Source organism: Pectobacterium colocasium, from assembly GCF_020181655.1.
Lineage (GTDB): Bacteria > Pseudomonadota > Gammaproteobacteria > Enterobacterales > Enterobacteriaceae > Pectobacterium > Pectobacterium colocasium.
The window spans coordinates 2076846-2093463 of record NZ_CP084032.1 but is presented as its reverse complement, the minus strand read 5'-3'; the positions used below and the strand labels follow the sequence as shown (position 1 = coordinate 2093463).

At 53.4% G+C, this 16618-nt stretch carries 13 protein-coding genes; 9 read left to right on the top strand and 4 right to left on the bottom strand.

Annotated elements, in window-relative coordinates:
- Positions 1 to 171 precede the first annotated feature (171 nt).
- From cydD to infA, 4 genes are all read left to right on the top strand, one after another.
- On the top strand, positions 172 to 1941 hold the full coding sequence (gene cydD / locus LCF41_RS09475; RefSeq protein ID WP_225087834.1) for a heme ABC transporter permease/ATP-binding protein CydD: 1770 nt from the start codon (positions 172 to 174) through the stop codon (positions 1939 to 1941).
- A complete protein-coding gene (gene cydC, locus LCF41_RS09470) occupies positions 1941 to 3680 on the top strand; it encodes a heme ABC transporter ATP-binding protein/permease CydC (RefSeq protein WP_225087833.1) in 1740 nt (579 codons plus the stop codon). The genes cydD and cydC overlap by 1 nt, the downstream gene beginning before the upstream one ends.
- A gap of 34 nt (positions 3681 to 3714) precedes the next feature.
- The gene (gene aat, locus LCF41_RS09465) at positions 3715 to 4419 is read left to right on the top strand and encodes a leucyl/phenylalanyl-tRNA--protein transferase (RefSeq protein ID WP_225087832.1); all 705 of its coding nucleotides are present in this window, start codon (positions 3715 to 3717) and stop codon (positions 4417 to 4419) included.
- A 114-nt stretch (positions 4420 to 4533) separates the two neighbouring features.
- Positions 4534 to 4752, top strand: a complete 219-nt coding sequence (infA, locus tag LCF41_RS09460) for a translation initiation factor IF-1 (RefSeq protein WP_002211347.1) — start codon at positions 4534 to 4536, stop codon at positions 4750 to 4752.
- A 158-nt stretch (positions 4753 to 4910) separates the two neighbouring features.
- Here infA and clpA read toward each other — a convergent pair whose 3' ends face one another.
- Complete coding sequence (gene clpA, locus LCF41_RS09455; protein WP_225087831.1) at positions 4911 to 7184, bottom strand: ATP-dependent Clp protease ATP-binding subunit ClpA; 2274 nt, start codon at positions 7182 to 7184, stop codon at positions 4911 to 4913.
- Between the two features lie 29 nt (positions 7185 to 7213).
- A complete protein-coding gene (gene clpS, locus LCF41_RS09450; RefSeq protein WP_005967385.1) occupies positions 7214 to 7534 on the bottom strand; it encodes an ATP-dependent Clp protease adapter ClpS in 321 nt (106 codons plus the stop codon).
- Between the two features lie 420 nt (positions 7535 to 7954).
- Between clpS and cspD the strand changes: the two genes are divergently transcribed.
- Positions 7955 to 8194 carry a cold shock-like protein CspD gene (cspD, locus tag LCF41_RS09445; protein ID WP_225087830.1) on the top strand — a complete coding sequence of 80 codons (240 nt, stop codon included), beginning with the start codon at positions 7955 to 7957 and terminating at the stop codon, positions 8192 to 8194.
- A 223-nt stretch (positions 8195 to 8417) separates the two neighbouring features.
- Here cspD and LCF41_RS09440 read toward each other — a convergent pair whose 3' ends face one another.
- Positions 8418 to 10082: an ATP-dependent endonuclease gene (locus tag LCF41_RS09440; RefSeq protein WP_225088132.1), complete on the bottom strand. Its 1665-nt coding sequence runs from the start codon at positions 10080 to 10082 to the stop codon at positions 8418 to 8420.
- Between the two features lie 298 nt (positions 10083 to 10380).
- On the opposite strand from LCF41_RS09440, the gene hcp reads away from it, so the two are divergent.
- From hcp to LCF41_RS09425, 3 genes are all read left to right on the top strand, one after another.
- On the top strand, positions 10381 to 12033 hold the full coding sequence (gene hcp / locus LCF41_RS09435; protein ID WP_225087829.1) for a hydroxylamine reductase: 1653 nt from the start codon (positions 10381 to 10383) through the stop codon (positions 12031 to 12033).
- Between the two features lie 96 nt (positions 12034 to 12129).
- The gene (gene hcr, locus LCF41_RS09430) at positions 12130 to 13137 is read left to right on the top strand and encodes an NADH oxidoreductase (protein WP_225087828.1); all 1008 of its coding nucleotides are present in this window, start codon (positions 12130 to 12132) and stop codon (positions 13135 to 13137) included.
- Between the two features lie 173 nt (positions 13138 to 13310).
- On the top strand, positions 13311 to 14747 hold the full coding sequence (locus LCF41_RS09425; RefSeq protein ID WP_225087827.1) for a DUF2867 domain-containing protein: 1437 nt from the start codon (positions 13311 to 13313) through the stop codon (positions 14745 to 14747).
- On the opposite strand, the gene LCF41_RS09420 is transcribed toward LCF41_RS09425, so the two are convergent.
- Positions 14744 to 15571: an N-acetylmuramoyl-L-alanine amidase gene (locus tag LCF41_RS09420; RefSeq protein ID WP_225087826.1), complete on the bottom strand. Its 828-nt coding sequence runs from the start codon at positions 15569 to 15571 to the stop codon at positions 14744 to 14746. The genes LCF41_RS09425 and LCF41_RS09420 overlap by 4 nt on opposite strands.
- Before the next feature lie 314 nt (positions 15572 to 15885).
- Here LCF41_RS09420 and artP point away from each other — a divergent pair, with 314 nt between their 5' ends.
- On the top strand, positions 15886 to 16614 hold the full coding sequence (gene artP / locus LCF41_RS09415; protein ID WP_225087825.1) for an arginine ABC transporter ATP-binding protein ArtP: 729 nt from the start codon (positions 15886 to 15888) through the stop codon (positions 16612 to 16614).
- The last annotated feature ends 4 nt before the right edge of the window (positions 16615 to 16618 follow it).

The window sequence follows — 16618 nt, the reverse complement described above, 5'->3', positions numbered from 1 at the left end:
ACAAAAATTGATCGTCTCCCACATTTCATCTCTCCTTTTCGTTTGCAGCGCGTCCCCGTCGCGGTAACATGGCATCTATCTGCCTGATAGAAGATAATTTTGTTAACTAACAGTTACATAAGAGTTATTTTCTGTTAAGTCCATTTCTGCAATATAACGAACTGGTGCCTGATGAAAAAAACCAGACAGCAAGAACTGACCGCCTGGCTGAAACAGCAGAGTAAGCTGGCGCAACGTTGGCTACGGATTTCACTGCTGCTTGGATTCCTGAGCGGTGCATTAATCATCGCACAAGCCTGGCTATTAGCTACGCTGCTTCATGCCCTTATCATTGAGCATGCCCCCCGAGAATCCCTGCTCTCCCCGTTTTTTCTACTGATCGCGACCTTCATTCTACGTGCGCTCAACAGCATGTTACGCGAGCGCGTCGGTTTTCTGTGTGGGCAAGCGGTTCGACAGCAAATTCGTAAACTGGTACTGGACCGACTGCAACAGCTTGGTCCTGCGTGGGTACAAGGCAAACCCGCCGGCAGTTGGGCAACGATGATTCTTGAGCAGGTTGATGATATGCAGGATTATTACGCCCGCTACCTGCCACAAATGTATCTTGCCGCGCTGATTCCGTTACTTATCTTAATCACGATCTTCCCGCTCAACTGGTCTGCTGGCTTGATTCTGTTTTTGACTGCCCCGCTCATCCCGCTTTTTATGGCGCTGGTCGGCATGGGCGCGGCGGATGCCAACCGACGAAATTTTCTGGCGCTGGCTCGCCTGAGCGGACATTTCCTCGATCGCCTGCGCGGAATGGAGACGCTACGCCTGTTTCATCGTGGCCAGGCCGAAACCGAACAAATCCGCCACGCTTCCGAAGATTTCCGTAGCCGTACGATGGAAGTCCTGCGCATGGCGTTTCTCTCCTCGGGTGTACTGGAGTTTTTTGCCTCCATTTCGATCGCCGTTGTCGCCGTCTATTTCGGTTTCTCTTATCTCGGGGAACTGGACTTCGGCCATTACGGAATGGGGGTAACGCTCTTTGCTGGTTTTCTCGTGCTCATTCTGGCGCCGGAATTTTTTCAGCCTCTGCGTGATCTGGGTACGTTTTATCATGCCAAGGCTCAGGCTATCGGCGCAGCAGAATCGCTAGTGACCTTTTTAGCCGAGGAAGGTGAAACGGTAGGCTTTGGCACTCAAATATTCAGCAGCGATACCGCCATTGCTATTCGGGCGGAAGATCTGGTTGTCCTCGCGCCAAATGGCACACCGCTAACTCAACCGTTGACGTTCGATATTCACGCAGGCGAGCGTATCGCGCTAGTCGGCCTCAGCGGCGCAGGAAAAAGTTCGCTGCTTAATGCGCTTCTAGGATTCCTGCCCTATCGCGGATCACTGACCGTTAACGGTCAGGCCTTAAACACGCTAACCCCTGAATCATGGCGTAAACAACTGAGCTGGGTTGGGCAAAATCCCCATTTACCGGAGCAAACGCTGCGCAGCAATATTCTGCTGGGCAACCCGCAGGCCAGTATTGTGGAGTTACAGCAGGCGATTGAGCGTGCCTATGTGCAGGAGTTTTTACCACAGCTTCCACAAGGGCTGGAAACCACAATCGGTGACAGCGCGGCGCGCTTATCCGTCGGGCAGGCACAGCGCGTCGCCGTTGCCCGCGCGCTGATCCATCCTTGCCAATTATTGTTGCTGGATGAACCTTCAGCCAGTCTCGATGCCCATAGCGAAGAGTTGGTTATGGCGGCGTTGAACGAAGCCGCACGCCACCAGACCACACTACTGGTCACGCACCAGCTCACGGATATCACCGAATATGACGCGATTTGGGTCATGGACGGCGGTCAGTTAGTCCAACGGGGTGATTATCAAACACTCCGCGCCGAAGTTGGTGGCCCCTTCGCGGCGCTGCTGGCACAACGACAGGAGGCGCTGTAATGGCTCAGAGAAAAACGATGCAGGTATTAAAACCGTTTCTGGCACTCTACCGCCAACACATCTGGCGCTTAAGCCTGGGCATTGTGCTGGCTATCGCTACGCTACTTGCCAGCATCGGCCTGCTCGCGCTATCCGGCTGGTTTCTGGCGGGTGCTGCACTGGCAGGCATTGTTGGGCTACTCACCTTCAACTATATGCTGCCAGCCGCCGGCGTGCGGGGTGCGGCGATTGCACGTACGGCCGGTCGCTATGGCGAACGAGTCGTCAGTCACGATGCCACCTTCCGCGTTCTGCTGCGCTTGCGTGTTTTCACTTTTTCTCGCATTTTGCCGCTCTCTCCGGGTGGGCTGGCGCAATTTCGTCAGGCTGAACTGCTCAACCGGCTTGTGGCGGACGTGGATACGCTCGACCACCTCTATCTTCGTGTGATTTCCCCCATCGTTAGCGCATTCGCCGTCATTCTTATCGTCTGTTACGGTCTGAGCTTCATTGATGCCTCATTGGCGTTAACGCTTGGTGCCATCATGCTGGTGTTGCTGCTGTGTCTGCCGGTTCTGTTTTATCGGGCAGGAAACGGTATCGGGCAGGATTTGACCGCGCTGCGGGCACAGTACCGCCTCCAACTGACCACCTGGCTGCAAGGTCAGGCGGAACTCACCGTCTTCGGCGCACTCGATCGCGTTCGTCAGCAGTTGGCGCTGGTGGAAATTAACTGGCTGCGTCGTCAACGCCAACAGGCCAATCTTACCGGCCTGTCTCAGGCGGTGATGATTCTGTGCAGTGGGCTGACCGTTACCCTGATTCTGTGGCTGGCAGCAGATGGCGTTGGTGGTAATCCGCAGCCCGGCGCGTTGATTGCCCTGTTCGTGTTTGCCTCGCTTGCCGCCTTCGAGGCGCTAGCTCCCGTCACGGTGGCTTTTCAGCATATGGGGCAAGTGATTGCCTCCGCTGCTCGGGTCGATCAAATCATTCGTCAGCCCGTTGACGTCGCATTCCCGGACCATGGGCCAGAAACGTCACGCGAGGCCTCACTCGAACTCTCGCATGTCGGGTTCACGTACCCCGGTCAGCCCCAGCCTGTGTTGCAGAATATTACCCTTTCCATTCAGCCGGGCGAGCATCTGGCGCTGCTTGGGCGTACCGGATGCGGGAAATCGACGCTATTGCAGTTGCTGACTCGGGCATGGAATTGTGAATACGGCGAGATTACGCTGAATGGCCATTCTCTTGCCGATTGGCGGGAAGCCGATCTCCGTGCAATGATGAGCGTGGTACCACAACGCGTACATATTTTTAGCGCAACGCTGCGCGACAACCTGCTGCTGGCCGCCCCCACTGCGCGGGACGAAAAGCTGTCCGAGGTATTACATCAGGTCGGATTAGAAAAACTGTTGGAAAATGAAGGGCTGAATGCCTGGCTGGGAGAAGGCGGTCGCCAGCTCTCCGGCGGCGAACAGCGCCGTATCGCTTTAGCTCGTGCCTTATTACACGACGCGCCGCTGGTTCTGCTGGATGAACCCACCGAAGGGTTGGATGCGGAGACGGAACAACGTATTCTGCAACTGCTCCGCCAGCACTGTGCTGATAAGACGCTAATCGTCATCACTCACCGGTTATACGGCTTAGAATCCATGGATCGCATCTGTATTCTGGACGACGGCAAAGTGATCGAGCAGGGTAGCCATCAGATGTTAATGGCAGAAAAAGGGCGTTATTGGCAATTCCGCCAACACGTTTGAGGCAAACTCAGTTGAAATACAACGTTTGAAAAACATGCGCCTATATCAGCTATCGTCCCAATCGCTTCAGTTTCCTGATCCGAATCATGCGCTGGATGACCCCAACGGTCTGCTGGCCGTTGGCGGCGATCTCTCCGTTGCCCGGTTAACAGCGGCTTACCGACAGGGCATTTTCCCCTGGTTTTCCCCCGGTGAGCCTATTCTATGGTGGTCTCCGAATCCGCGTGCAGTGCTGTTTCCTGATGAACTCCATGTCAGCCGCAGTATGAAAAAATTTCTGAAGCGCCATACGTTTCAGGCTACCCTGAATCAGGCCTTTGATGATGTCATTCACGCCTGCGCGAATGAACATCAGGACGGCACCTGGATTACGCCGGGTATTATCTCAGCCTATCGCCAACTTCATCAGGTTGGGAAAGCCCATTCCGTCGAAGTGTGGCAGGATGACAAATTGGTTGGTGGATTATATGGCATTGAGCAAGGAAGAGTATTTTGCGGTGAATCCATGTTCAGCCGCACGGATAATGCCTCAAAATACGCACTGCTGGCGTTTCAACAACATTTTACCCGCCACGGTGGTCATTTGATTGATTGCCAGGTGTTAAACGCCCATACCGCGTCGCTGGGCGTGAGTGAGATCCTCCGCGATCGCTTCCTGCAACTGCTTTCTCAGTGGCAGGATCTCGCCGTCGACGACGGTTGCTGGTTACCACAACCACTCGTCGAACCCGTACTATGACAGAGAAAAGCGAGTAAATAACGTCCCAAACGTGAACGCTTCTTTACATAATGGCGGTTTTTCGGCATTATCTCGCGGTTAAAAAAATAAAGGTAGTGAGACCTAGAGGATTCGATGGCCAAAGAAGACAATATTGAAATGCAAGGCACCGTGCTTGATACGCTGCCCAACACCATGTTCCGCGTTGAATTGGAAAACGGGCACGTGGTTACCGCTCATATCTCCGGTAAAATGCGTAAAAACTATATCCGCATCCTGACGGGTGACAAAGTCACTGTAGAATTAACCCCGTACGACCTGAGTAAAGGCCGCATTGTCTTCCGCAGCCGTTAACCGGTTTGCTCATCGCTAAAAACAGCGATATATGAGGATGTGACTCCCTCCCCAGCCCTTTCCTTCATGGCAAGGGCTTTTGTTTTTGGAAAACGTCTGGCAAAGGGATGTAAAAAAGGGATGCCTCAGCATCCCTCTTAGATAACACACGATATTGATTAATTAACGCTTTCCGCTTTCCGCTTCTGCGCGCTCACGAAGCCATACGTCAGCTGTTGCGTTTCTTTATCCAGCTCCACCGTCACAGACCCCCCATCCACCAGCGAACCAAACAGCAGCTCATTAGCCAGCGGTTTCTTGAGGCTTTCCTGCATCACACGTGCCATCGGTCGGGCTCCCATAGCTTTGTCGTAGCCTTTTTCTGCCAGCCAGTTACGTGCTTCCTCACTGACTTCCAGCGATACGCCCTTCGCATCCAACTGCGCCTGAAGTTCCACGATAAATTTATCGACAACCTGCTGAATGACGTCGGTAGACAGATGGTTGAACCAGATAATGCCATCCAGACGGTTACGGAATTCAGGCGTAAATACCTTCTTGATCTCTTCCATCGCATCACTGCTATTGTCCTGATGGATGATACCAATAGATTTACGCTGTGTTTCTCGCACGCCTGCGTTGGTGGTCATGACGACAATGACATTACGGAAATCCGCTTTGCGGCCATTGTTGTCCGTCAGCGTCCCGTTATCCATCACCTGCAACAGCAGATTAAAGACATCAGGATGCGCTTTCTCGATCTCATCCAGCAGCAGTACCGCATGAGGATGCTTAATGACGGCATCCGTCAGCAGGCCGCCCTGATCGTAGCCCACGTAGCCCGGAGGCGCACCAATCAAGCGGCTAACCGTATGACGTTCCATATATTCGGACATATCAAAGCGCAGCAGTTCAATATCCAGCGCTTTAGCCAGCTGTAACGTCACTTCCGTCTTACCAACACCAGTTGGACCAGCGAACAGGAAGGAACCGACCGGTTTACGCTCCTGCCCCAGCCCTGCACGGCTCATCTTGATAGACTCAGACAGCGCTTCGATAGCCTTGTCCTGCCCGAACACCAGCATTTTCAGGCGGTCGCTGAGGTTCTTCAGCACATCACGATCGCTGGCGGAGACGGTTTTTTCTGGAATACGGGCAATACGCGCGACAACGGATTCGATGTCACTCACATTAACCGTTTTCTTACGCTTGCTGGCTGGCACCAGACGGCTGCGAGCGCCCGCTTCATCGATCACATCGATCGCTTTATCCGGCAGGTGACGATCGTTGATATATTTCACCGCCAGCTCTACCGCTGCGCGAATTGCTTTCGACGTATAGCGAACATCATGGTGAGCCTCATACTTCGGCTTCAGGCCATTAATGATTTGTATGGTTTCTTCCACGCTGGGTTCAGTGATGTCGATTTTCTGGAAACGACGCGCCAGCGCCCGATCCTTTTCAAAGATATTACTGAATTCCTGATAGGTGGTTGAACCGATGACGCGAATCTTGCCGCTGGAAAGCAGCGGTTTAATCAGATTAGCGGCATCAACCTGACCACCGGACGCGGCACCCGCGCCGATAATCGTGTGAATTTCATCAATGAACAGAATACTGTTTTTATCCTGTTCGAGCTGTTTCAGCAGCGCCTTGAAGCGTTTTTCAAAGTCACCGCGATATTTCGTGCCTGCCAGCAGCGCACCGATGTCCAGCGAGTACAGCGTGCACTCTGCCATCACTTCCGGTACATCCCCCTGCACAATACGCCAGGCCAGCCCTTCAGCAATCGCGGTTTTCCCCACGCCGGATTCGCCGACCAGCAGCGGGTTATTTTTACGACGGCGGCACAATACCTGAATCGTGCGTTCCAGTTCTTTATCCCGGCCAATGAGCGGATCGATACCGCCAACACGAGCCAGCTGATTCAGATTGGTGGTGAAGTTTTCCATACGATCTTCCCCTCCGGCCTGTTCTTCATTGACGGGATTTTCAGGGTTCGGCGCCTGATCGGTTTCTTCTTTACGCGTGCCGTGAGAAATAAAGTTCACGACATCCAGACGGCTGACGTCATGCTTACGCAGCAGGTAGGCGGCCTGAGATTCCTGTTCACTAAAAATCGCGACCAGAACGTTGGCGCCGGACACTTCGCTGCGGCCGGAGGACTGCACATGGAAGACAGCGCGTTGGAGTACGCGTTGGAAGCTGAGCGTTGGCTGAGTTTCTCGCTCATCGTCACTCTGCGGTAATGTTGGTGTGGTCTGCTCAATGAACGCTTCCAGTTCCTGGCGCAGCGCAGCTAAATCTACCGTGCAGGCTTCCAGTGCTTCACGGGCGGCTGGGTTACTGAGCAGTGCTAACAGCAGGTGCTCCACGGTCATAAACTCGTGTCGGTGCTCACGCGCTCTGGCGAAAGCCATGTTGAGACTGAGTTCCAGTTCTTGATTGAGCATAGGCACCTCTCCCAATAAATCGCCTGACTTCAGGCTTTTTCCAGCGTACAGAGCAGCGGGTGCTCGTTTTCTCTGGCATAACGATTGACTTGTACGACCTTGGTCTCAGCCACTTCAGCACTGAATACGCCACAAATCGCTTTACCCTGATAATGCACGGTTAACATAAGCTGCGTGGCACGTTCAATATCATAAGAAAAGAACTTTTGCAGAACGTCAATAACAAATTCCATCGGGGTGTAATCATCGTTATTTAACACCACGTTATACATGGAAGGCGGCTGCAATTTTTCTTTCTGCTTATCGGCGGTCAGGTTCTCAGATTGTGACCACGTACTGTTGTTTCCCATTCTCTATCCACATCATGTAACGAATATCGCGACCCGCGACATTGGTCTGTTATTCCCAATAGATTCGAGAAGCAGGAAATGAAGCCTGCAACTTGAAAGATGACGGGTATCTCTGTATTTACAGTATCACGTCTACTTTTTATTTTACCACCTGAGGGATTAAATGGTTCCTGGAAAGCAAAATTCAAGGCCTGTAACCGATATCTTGAGTGCGCAACGGAATAGTGGATTCATCAATAGCGTTACCTGCATCAAACTTTGACAAACTCCCCTCAACACCTCGCCGTGGATCGCTTGACGCCGGGATCGATTTCACTAAAGTGTACGGATGAATTGATGGGGTTTTAATCAATTCGTATTCGTAGTAACCAAATAACCACACCTTACTGAAAAGAATACTCTTGCGAAGGATGTCAATGCATGGAGACAGGTACTGTTAAATGGTTCAATAATGCCAAAGGGTTTGGTTTTATCTGTCCAGAAGGGGGGGGTGACGATATCTTCGCACACTACTCTACCATTCAAATGGATGGCTACCGGACTCTGAAAGCCGGACAGGTTGTCAGGTTTGATGTTCATCAAGGGCCGAAAGGTAATCACGCCTGCCTGATCGTCCCGCAAATCGCCGAGGTCGCATCCTGCCCCCCTTCTATACCCTAAATAATTCGAGTTTCAGGAAGGCGGCAAGGGAAGGAATCCCGATGAGCTTACTTGAGTAAGTGATTCGGGTGACTGAACGCAGCCAACGCACATGCAACTTGAAGTATGACGGGTATACACCCTACACGTTTACTCAGAATACCTACGCTAAACCGTAAAATGACTATAATGCGACAAATGCCGTTCAGCACCACGAACGGCATTTTTTTATTGATATATACCGCTAATCCGCCCGCCCGCGAGCCAGCCACAGCACGCGAGAGAACATAGTGCGAATCAGTGGCGGAATAGCATCGCTTCCCATCGCCGCGGCTTCCATCGCCACTTCAATCGCCAGGTCGGGTTTGGATGAACGATGGATCGCTTTGATGATGATTTTATGCATCGATAGTGGCACCTTCTCCGGTAGTTGCGCGGTGCGGTGGTAAACGTGGCTGAACCCCTCACGGTACATATAGTGTTCCATGTCCGATGCGGGCAAGACGGTCAGGTGATCGCGTTCACTCTCGTCCTGAGCAGTTAGCATGCTTTTCGCCGTTGCGGCATACTTTTTCCCCGCGTCGTCGCCATCGACCAACACATGCCATTCAATCCCCATACGTCGTGCGAACCTCAGTAATGGCCGAAGTCCGGACTGGGCAAACTCAATAACCTTCACGCCTTCCGCTTCAAAATGATGCCCGCATTGGCGTGCCAGTTCATTTAGCATCCAGACTTCTGTTTCCCCTTCCACCAGCAGCCAGCAGCGCGCGAAGAGTGAAGAAGGCCGATTCATGCGAATATGAAACGCAATGCGCCGGCTGTCTTCCGCACTCATGCCCTGACGACCAATACGGTATGTCGCAACCCGTGAAGACTCTCTCACCAGACGGCACACCTGCTCCATCGGTACCAGCGACAGCAGCTCTCCTGAATTCGTTGTCGTGACTTTCTGGAGCGGCAACTGCACCAGAAGCCCCCAGGCGACGGACAGCATAATCGGATGCAGGCGGGTTTCGGGGTCTTCAATCAGCAAGAGCGGACGGGCATGCGCATCCAGCACCACCGATCCTTTCGCCTGCAACAGCGTAGAAAACAACTCCAGCAGGATAATGCGGCGACTGCGGCTATTCGGGTCAGCAATCAGGCGGTTGATGTTGTCTAGCGATCGCCACGATTTACCGTTGTGCGCTCGGGCATGACGATGGTGGCGTCGATCGTTATCCGTGGCATTCTGCTCGGAAAAATAGTGCTCCAGCAGTTGCCGCATCGCCACCAGACCATGACGTAACTCTTTATCCGTCAGCTTCTGCGGATTTTGCGCCAGTTCACGCATCAGTTGCTCAAACTGCTGAGCCAGTTTTTCATTACTGTTATCTAGCGTCGCCGCCAGCGTCCCGGAACGCAGGCGCCGCATAAAACGCGCATCGCGCAGCCGCAGCACCGGATGTAAACGAATAATCTCTCTGGCTAGTTCATCAATATCATCCAACGGTATCGGGTGCCCGTCGGCGTCCAGAAAGCTGCGCCAGGTGAAAACCGACTGGCTTTCGTCCACTTCACCTTCCAGTCGATAGAAAATGCGATACAGCGATGCCTCGCCTTCCACCCACACAGGGCTAAGCGAGCGGTAACGCGGGGATAAATGGTGGCCGGGTGCGGTTTCACAAAAGGTGAAAATAATCTGAAGATGCTTTTCCCGACTATTTTCATCCCCCGGCGTGAAGTGAAAATCCTGCATATCAAAATGATAAAGCGGCAACGTCGGTGCCAGCAGCAGTGAGAGCGCGTCCAGCAGGCTTGATTTCCCCCAGGCGTTCTCACCAATCAGCACATTATTCTCGTCCAACATCAGCGACAGACGATTGATTCCCCGAAATCCCAGGATTTCAATACTTTCCAGATGCATCCTTCTCTCCTGTAGCGGCTGCCTGCGGTTTTCTGCTGCCATCGCGTGTTCTGCTGTCATCGCGAGTAGTGTAGATCATCTGACTACCGCGCATGTTGTCGCATTCCACGAGAAAACATTATTTTACTCAATGGTCACATTTTGTTCCTTAATTGAGAGTGATTTTCATTGCTCATCATCAAAATTGCGCTAAATCAAATTTACCTAAAGTTGCAGTAAAAAAACCTTTTTACCTGCCTCGGCTGACACTATGCTTTAAACAAGCATTTTAAATGCAACTTAAAAAAAGGACATCATTATGTTTTGTGTGCAATGTGAACAAACGATTCGTACCCCTGTTGGAAACGGCTGCTCTTACGCGCAGGGCATGTGCGGTAAAACCGCAGAAACCTCCGACCTGCAAGACCTGCTGGTCGCTGTGCTGCAAGGGCTTTCTGCCTGGGCGCTGAAAGCGCGCGAGCTGGATATCATCGATCACGAGATAGACAGTTTTGCGCCACGCGCCTTTTTCTCTACGTTGACCAACGTAAATTTCGATTCCCAGCGCATTATTGGCTACGCACAGGAAGCCATCACACTGCGTGAGTCTCTGGCTGTTCGCTGCCGTCTGCACGATGCCACTGCGACGGTGGATCACCCAATGGCAGCGCTGCAACTGGCTGGCAACGATATTCCGACCTTGCTGCAACAGGCGGCGGATTTTGCGCTGGACAGCGATAAAGCTATCGTCGGCGATGATGTTCACGGCTTGCGCATGCTCAACCTCTACGGCCTGAAAGGTGCCGCAGCCTATATGGAGCACGCTCACGTTCTCGGTCAGTACGATGACGCGATCTATGCCGAATATCATGCCTTCATGGCATGGTTGGGCACACAGCCATCCGATGTTGATACCCTGCTGAACAACGCAATGGGCATCGGTAAAATGAACTTCAACGTCATGGCGATCCTCGACCGGGGCGAAACCGACGCTTACGGTAACCCACAGCCGACCGCCGTTAACGTCCGTCCGATTGCAGGTAAAGCCATTCTGATTTCCGGCCATGACCTGAAAGATCTACGCATGTTGCTGGAGCAAACCGAAGGCACGGGCGTCAATATTTATACCCACGGCGAGATGCTGCCTGCGCACGGTTACCCAGAACTGAAAAAATTCAAGCATCTGGCAGGCAACTATGGCAGCGGTTGGCAGAACCAGCAGACCGAATTCGCCAAGTTCCCTGGCGCAATCGTCATGACCTCTAACTGCATTATCGATCCAAACGTCGGTAACTACGGCGATCGTATCTGGACGCGCAGTATCGTTGGCTGGCCGGGTGTGAACCATCTGGAAGGCGACGATTTCAGCCCGGTCATCGAACAGGCACAGGGCCTGGCGGGTTTCCCATACAGCGAAATCGAGCACATGATCACCGTTGGCTTTGGCCGTGAAACCCTGCTGAGCGCTGCTGATACCGTGATCGATCTGGTTGCACAGAAAAAACTGCGTCACGTCTTCCTGGTTGGCGGATGTGACGGTAGCCGTGAAGAACGTAGCTACTTCACTGACTTTACGCTGAACGTTCCGCAAGACTGCCTGATCATGACGCTGGCCTGCGGTAAATACCGTTTCAACAAACTGGATTTCGGTACGCTGGAAGGCCTGCCGCGTCTGCTGGATGTCGGCCAATGTAATGATGCCTACTCCGCCATTATTCTGGCCGTCAAACTGGCAGAAAAACTGGGCTGTGGCGTGAACGACCTGCCGCTGAGTCTGGTGCTGTCCTGGTTTGAACAAAAAGCGATCGTCATCCTGCTCACCCTGCTGTCCCTCGGCGTGAAGAATATCTACACCGGGCCGACGGCGCCGGGCTTCCTGACGGACAACCTGCTCGCCATTCTGAACGAGAAATTCGGTATGCGGGCGATTACCACCGTTGAACAGGACATGAACACCATTCTGGCTGCGTAATGAATTAAGACGGACGACGTATCGACAGTCATCACATGACGTCCCGGCGGCGCACTTCCCAATGCGCCGCAAATCCGTTTCTTTTGGAGAATAACAATGACAATGCCGACACCGCTTTGTTCTAACCGCATGCAGGTGGATTCCATTACTCAGGAAACGCCCGATGTCTGGACGATTTCACTAGTTAATCATGATTTTTATCCGTACCAGCCGGGTCAGTATGCGTTGGTCAGCATTGCTAACAGCGCGGAGACGCTGCGGGCTTATACGATTTCTTCTTCACCGGGGCTCAGCCGCTTTATTACCCTGACAGTAAGAAGGCTGGACGACGGTATCGGTTCCCGCTGGCTGACCCAAACGCTGAAAGTCGGCGATTACCTGTGGCTGTCCGATGCACAGGGCGAATTTACCTGCACCAACGCGGTCAGCGATCGCTATCTGATGGCGGCGGCAGGCTGTGGCGTCACGCCGATTATGTCAATGTGCCGCTGGCTGCTGGCAAACAAACCGCAAACTGATATCCACGTCATTTTCAACGTGCGCAATCCGTTGCAGGTGATTTTCGCCAGCGAATGGCAAGAGCTGGTGCAGCGTTATCCGCAGCAGCTACATCTGACGCTGATGGCGGAGTTTGACGCCGTGCCCGGTTTTCTCGCCGGACGTATCAGCGGCGATCGGTTAGTCGAACAGGTGCCGGATATCGCCAGCCGTACCGTGATGACCTGCGGCCCGGCTCCGTACATGAACCAGATTGAAGCCCTGAGTCAGCAGCTTGGCGTTGCCTCAAACCGCATCTTTAAAGAACAGTTCCGTCCAGCAGATGAAGCGCTGGATGAAGATGCCGATCGGCTCACGTTGACCATCAGCCGTCCGCTGAAAAACCTAAGCGTGCCGGTCGGTCTCAGCCTGTTGGCCGCACTGGAGGCCAATAAGGTGCCGATCGTCGCCGCCTGCCGCGCCGGGGTTTGCGGGAGTTGTAAAACCCGCGTGCTATCCGGTCATTACACCACGACCAGTACCATGACGCTAACACCAGCCGAAATCGAACAAGGCTATGTTTTGGCCTGTAGTTGCCAGTTGCAAGGCGACACCGTTCTGGCCTGATACGCCCCTTGTTTTACCCCCTTCTGCCCGGTAGCGTCTGCTATCGGGCAGGTAGGCTTATCGTCAATTACCCCTTGTTATCGCAGACTTTTCGCTGTTTCCCCGTTTCCCCGTCACGAATTATTTAGGATATAGTAAGCCATGGTTATATTTTGCTGTGGAGCCGCTGGCACATGACATCCCCCTCTGCCCCGATCCTGATTCTGGGCGCAACCGGCTACATTGGCCGCCATTTAACCGAGCGCTTAAGCAAGCAAGGCAATCGGGTTATCGCGGCGGGTCGTCATACCGAATCCCTCGCGTCACGGCATTGGCCGGGTGTCGACTGCCAACAGGTGGATCTGACCAAGCCAGAAAGCCTGCCCGATGACTTGTGGGGCGCGGAAACGCTCTATTATCTGGTGCACAGCATGGGCGACGGCGCGGACTTCGTGGCAAGGGAGCGGATGGCGGCCATGAATCTGTTGCTGGCACTGGCCTCCAGCCGTGTAAAACAGATTATCTATCTGGGCTCGCTTCAGGCGAAAGATGACACTTCACCGCATATGCAGGCGCGCCAGATTACCGGTGATATTCTGCGCAGCAGCGGCATTCCCGTTACGGAGCTGCGTGCGGGCATTATTATCGGCGCGGGTTCCGCGGCGTTCGAGATCATGCGTGATATGGTCTATAACCTGCCGGTGCTGACACCGCCGCGCTGGGTGCGCTCTAAATCATCCCCCATTGCGTTGGAAAACCTACTGGTTTATCTGATCGACATCATGCAGCACCCTGCAACAGAAAACCGCATCATGGACGCCGCAGGCCCCGAATACATCAGCTACCAGACGATGTTCGAGCGTTTCATTCAGATTAGCGGCAAGCGCAGAGTGCTGATTCCCGTTCCGATGCCAACCCATCTGGTGTCCGTCTGGTTCTTGCATCTGGTGACCTCGGTTCCTCCCTCCATCGCCCGCGCGCTGATTCAGGGGCTAAAACACGATTTACAGGCCGATGGCCGCGAACTTCAGGCATTGATTCCACAAACGCTGATGAGCTTTGATGACGCCGTGCGCCTCACGCTGCAAAGCGAAATGGAGAGCGTACAGCAGGCCGACTGGGGCGATGACACTGAGGTTCGCGCGCGCTGGAAGCCCAATTACGGTTTTTACCCCAAGCAGGCGGGTCATACGATGGAGACGACCGCCTCCAGTCAGGCGCTCTGGCAGGTCATCCAGCAGGTCGGAGGCAAGGAAGGCTATTTTTACGCGAATACGTTGTGGAATATTCGCGCCCGACTCGACGATCTTTGCGGTAACAGCGTCACTTATGGACGCCCTGAGCGCCCGACGCTGGAAGTGGGTGACAAGATTGACGGCTGGAAGGTCATTTCGATCAAACCACAACGTCAGCTGGTGCTGCTATTTGGTATGAAAGCGCCGGGGCTGGGTAAACTCAACTTTACTATCACGGACAAAGGCACTCATCGCACCGTGGACGTCCGCGCACGCTGGCACCCTTCCGGGTTCAACGGGCTGGTTTACTGGTTTCTGATGATGCCCGCTCACCTGTTTATCTTCCGTGGCATGGCGGCGCGTATTGCGAAACTGGCAGAGAAGGAAGCGATTTAGCGGCTGCCGTATTTCTCCAGCAGCGCATCAACAATCGCCTCACTCTGCGCATCTGGCTGGCCTTGATAGTTTTCAGGGCGGAAATGCATCTGGAAAGCGGCAATCACCTGCCGCTTCTCACGCGCGGTCATCGTTTCCTGCACCGCATAGCCATAGCGCCCCAATTTTTCCAGCAGAACCGCTTCATCCACTGGCTGTATCGCGGGTCGTCCGTTCAAATAAAATGCGACCCGCTGTGCATCCGGCCAGGCACCGATTCCCGCCTGTGCCAGCGCCCGCCAGGGGAATAGCGGCCCGGGATCTTGTTTTCGCTGTGGGGCAATATCGCTGTGCGCGACGACATTCTGTGGAGCAATCTGGTAGCGATCGACAATGTCACGGGCGAGAGCAGTCACAAGTTGAATCTGCGAGGCGGTGAACGGTTCCCACGTATAGCCCGTTAGCGTTCGCTGATAGCCCGTATTTTCGATCTCAATACCAATCGAGGAATGATTCAATCGGCTAAACCCACGCCAACTGCTGGCTCCCGCATGCCAGGCAGCCTGAGATTCCGGCACCAATTGCCAGGCAAGCGGTTTGCCCCGCCGCAAGGGTGGATGTGCTGGAATGAGATAATGCGCACTGACGTGTTCATTCGTCAGAATATTCAGCGAGGAGGCAAAGTCTTCTGCCGTGTAGTGAATCACCAAAAAGCGGATGCGAGATTCCTGCGCACGCGACTGCAATGCGGTCTCCAGCACATAATTATTCTGTTCCTGCAACGAGGAAGCCGATTGGCACCCCGTCAACAGCCCCAACGCTATGCAGACCATCCATTTTAACATCGTTATTCCACTATATTTGCTATTTGCGCTTTTCACTACATGCCTTCGCCAACCCACACGCGATCACTCACCTTCGCGCACCATTATTTGAAGCCATTCGCCGCTATCTGAGAAATTTTACTGTTACTGATTATCAACGTGCGGCACTGCTGGCAACCCACGCTGGGAAAGCATGGCTCCAAGCTGTAAGCCGTTATTTTGTGCTATTGTTTAACCAACAAATCGCTTATTGGCAAATTTTACCCCACGGTGATTGCATAACTATTCTGCCAACGTTAACATTCGCCGCATCAATGTCTATTCAATTCTTACGCATGAGTATTCAACTAAACGGCATTAACTGTTTCTACGGCACATACCAGGCGCTATTTGACATCACCCTCGATTGTCCTGCGGGTGAAACGCTGGTGCTTCTTGGCCCCAGCGGTGCGGGAAAAAGCTCGCTGATACGCGTTCTTAATCTGTTGGAAATGCCACGCTCTGGCACGCTTTCCATCGCCGGTAATCAGTTTGATTTTCAGCGCACGCCATCCGACAGCGCGATCCGTGAGTTGCGTCAGAACGTTGGGATGGTGTTCCAGCAATACAATTTATGGCCGCACCTGACCGTGGTGCAAAACCTGATTGAAGCGCCCTGCCGCGTGCTGGGGCTGAGTAAAGAAGAAGCCAAAGCGCGAGCAGACAAACTGCTGACGCGTCTGCGCCTCAATGACTTTGCCGATCGCTTCCCTCTTCATCTTTCTGGCGGACAACAACAGCGTGTCGCGATTGCCCGTGCGCTGATGATGGAACCTCAGGTTCTACTGTTTGATGAACCGACTGCCGCGCTGGATCCAGAGATTACCGCTCAGGTCGTCAACATTATCCGTGAATTGTCAGAAACCGGCATCACGCAGGTGATCGTGACTCACGAGGTTGAATTTGCCCGTAAAACGGCCAGCCGTGTGGTGTATATGGAAAACGGCCGCATTGTTGAACAGGGGGATGCGACGCACTTTACCCAGCCGCAGACGCCTGAATTCGCTGGTTACTTATCACATTGATTAC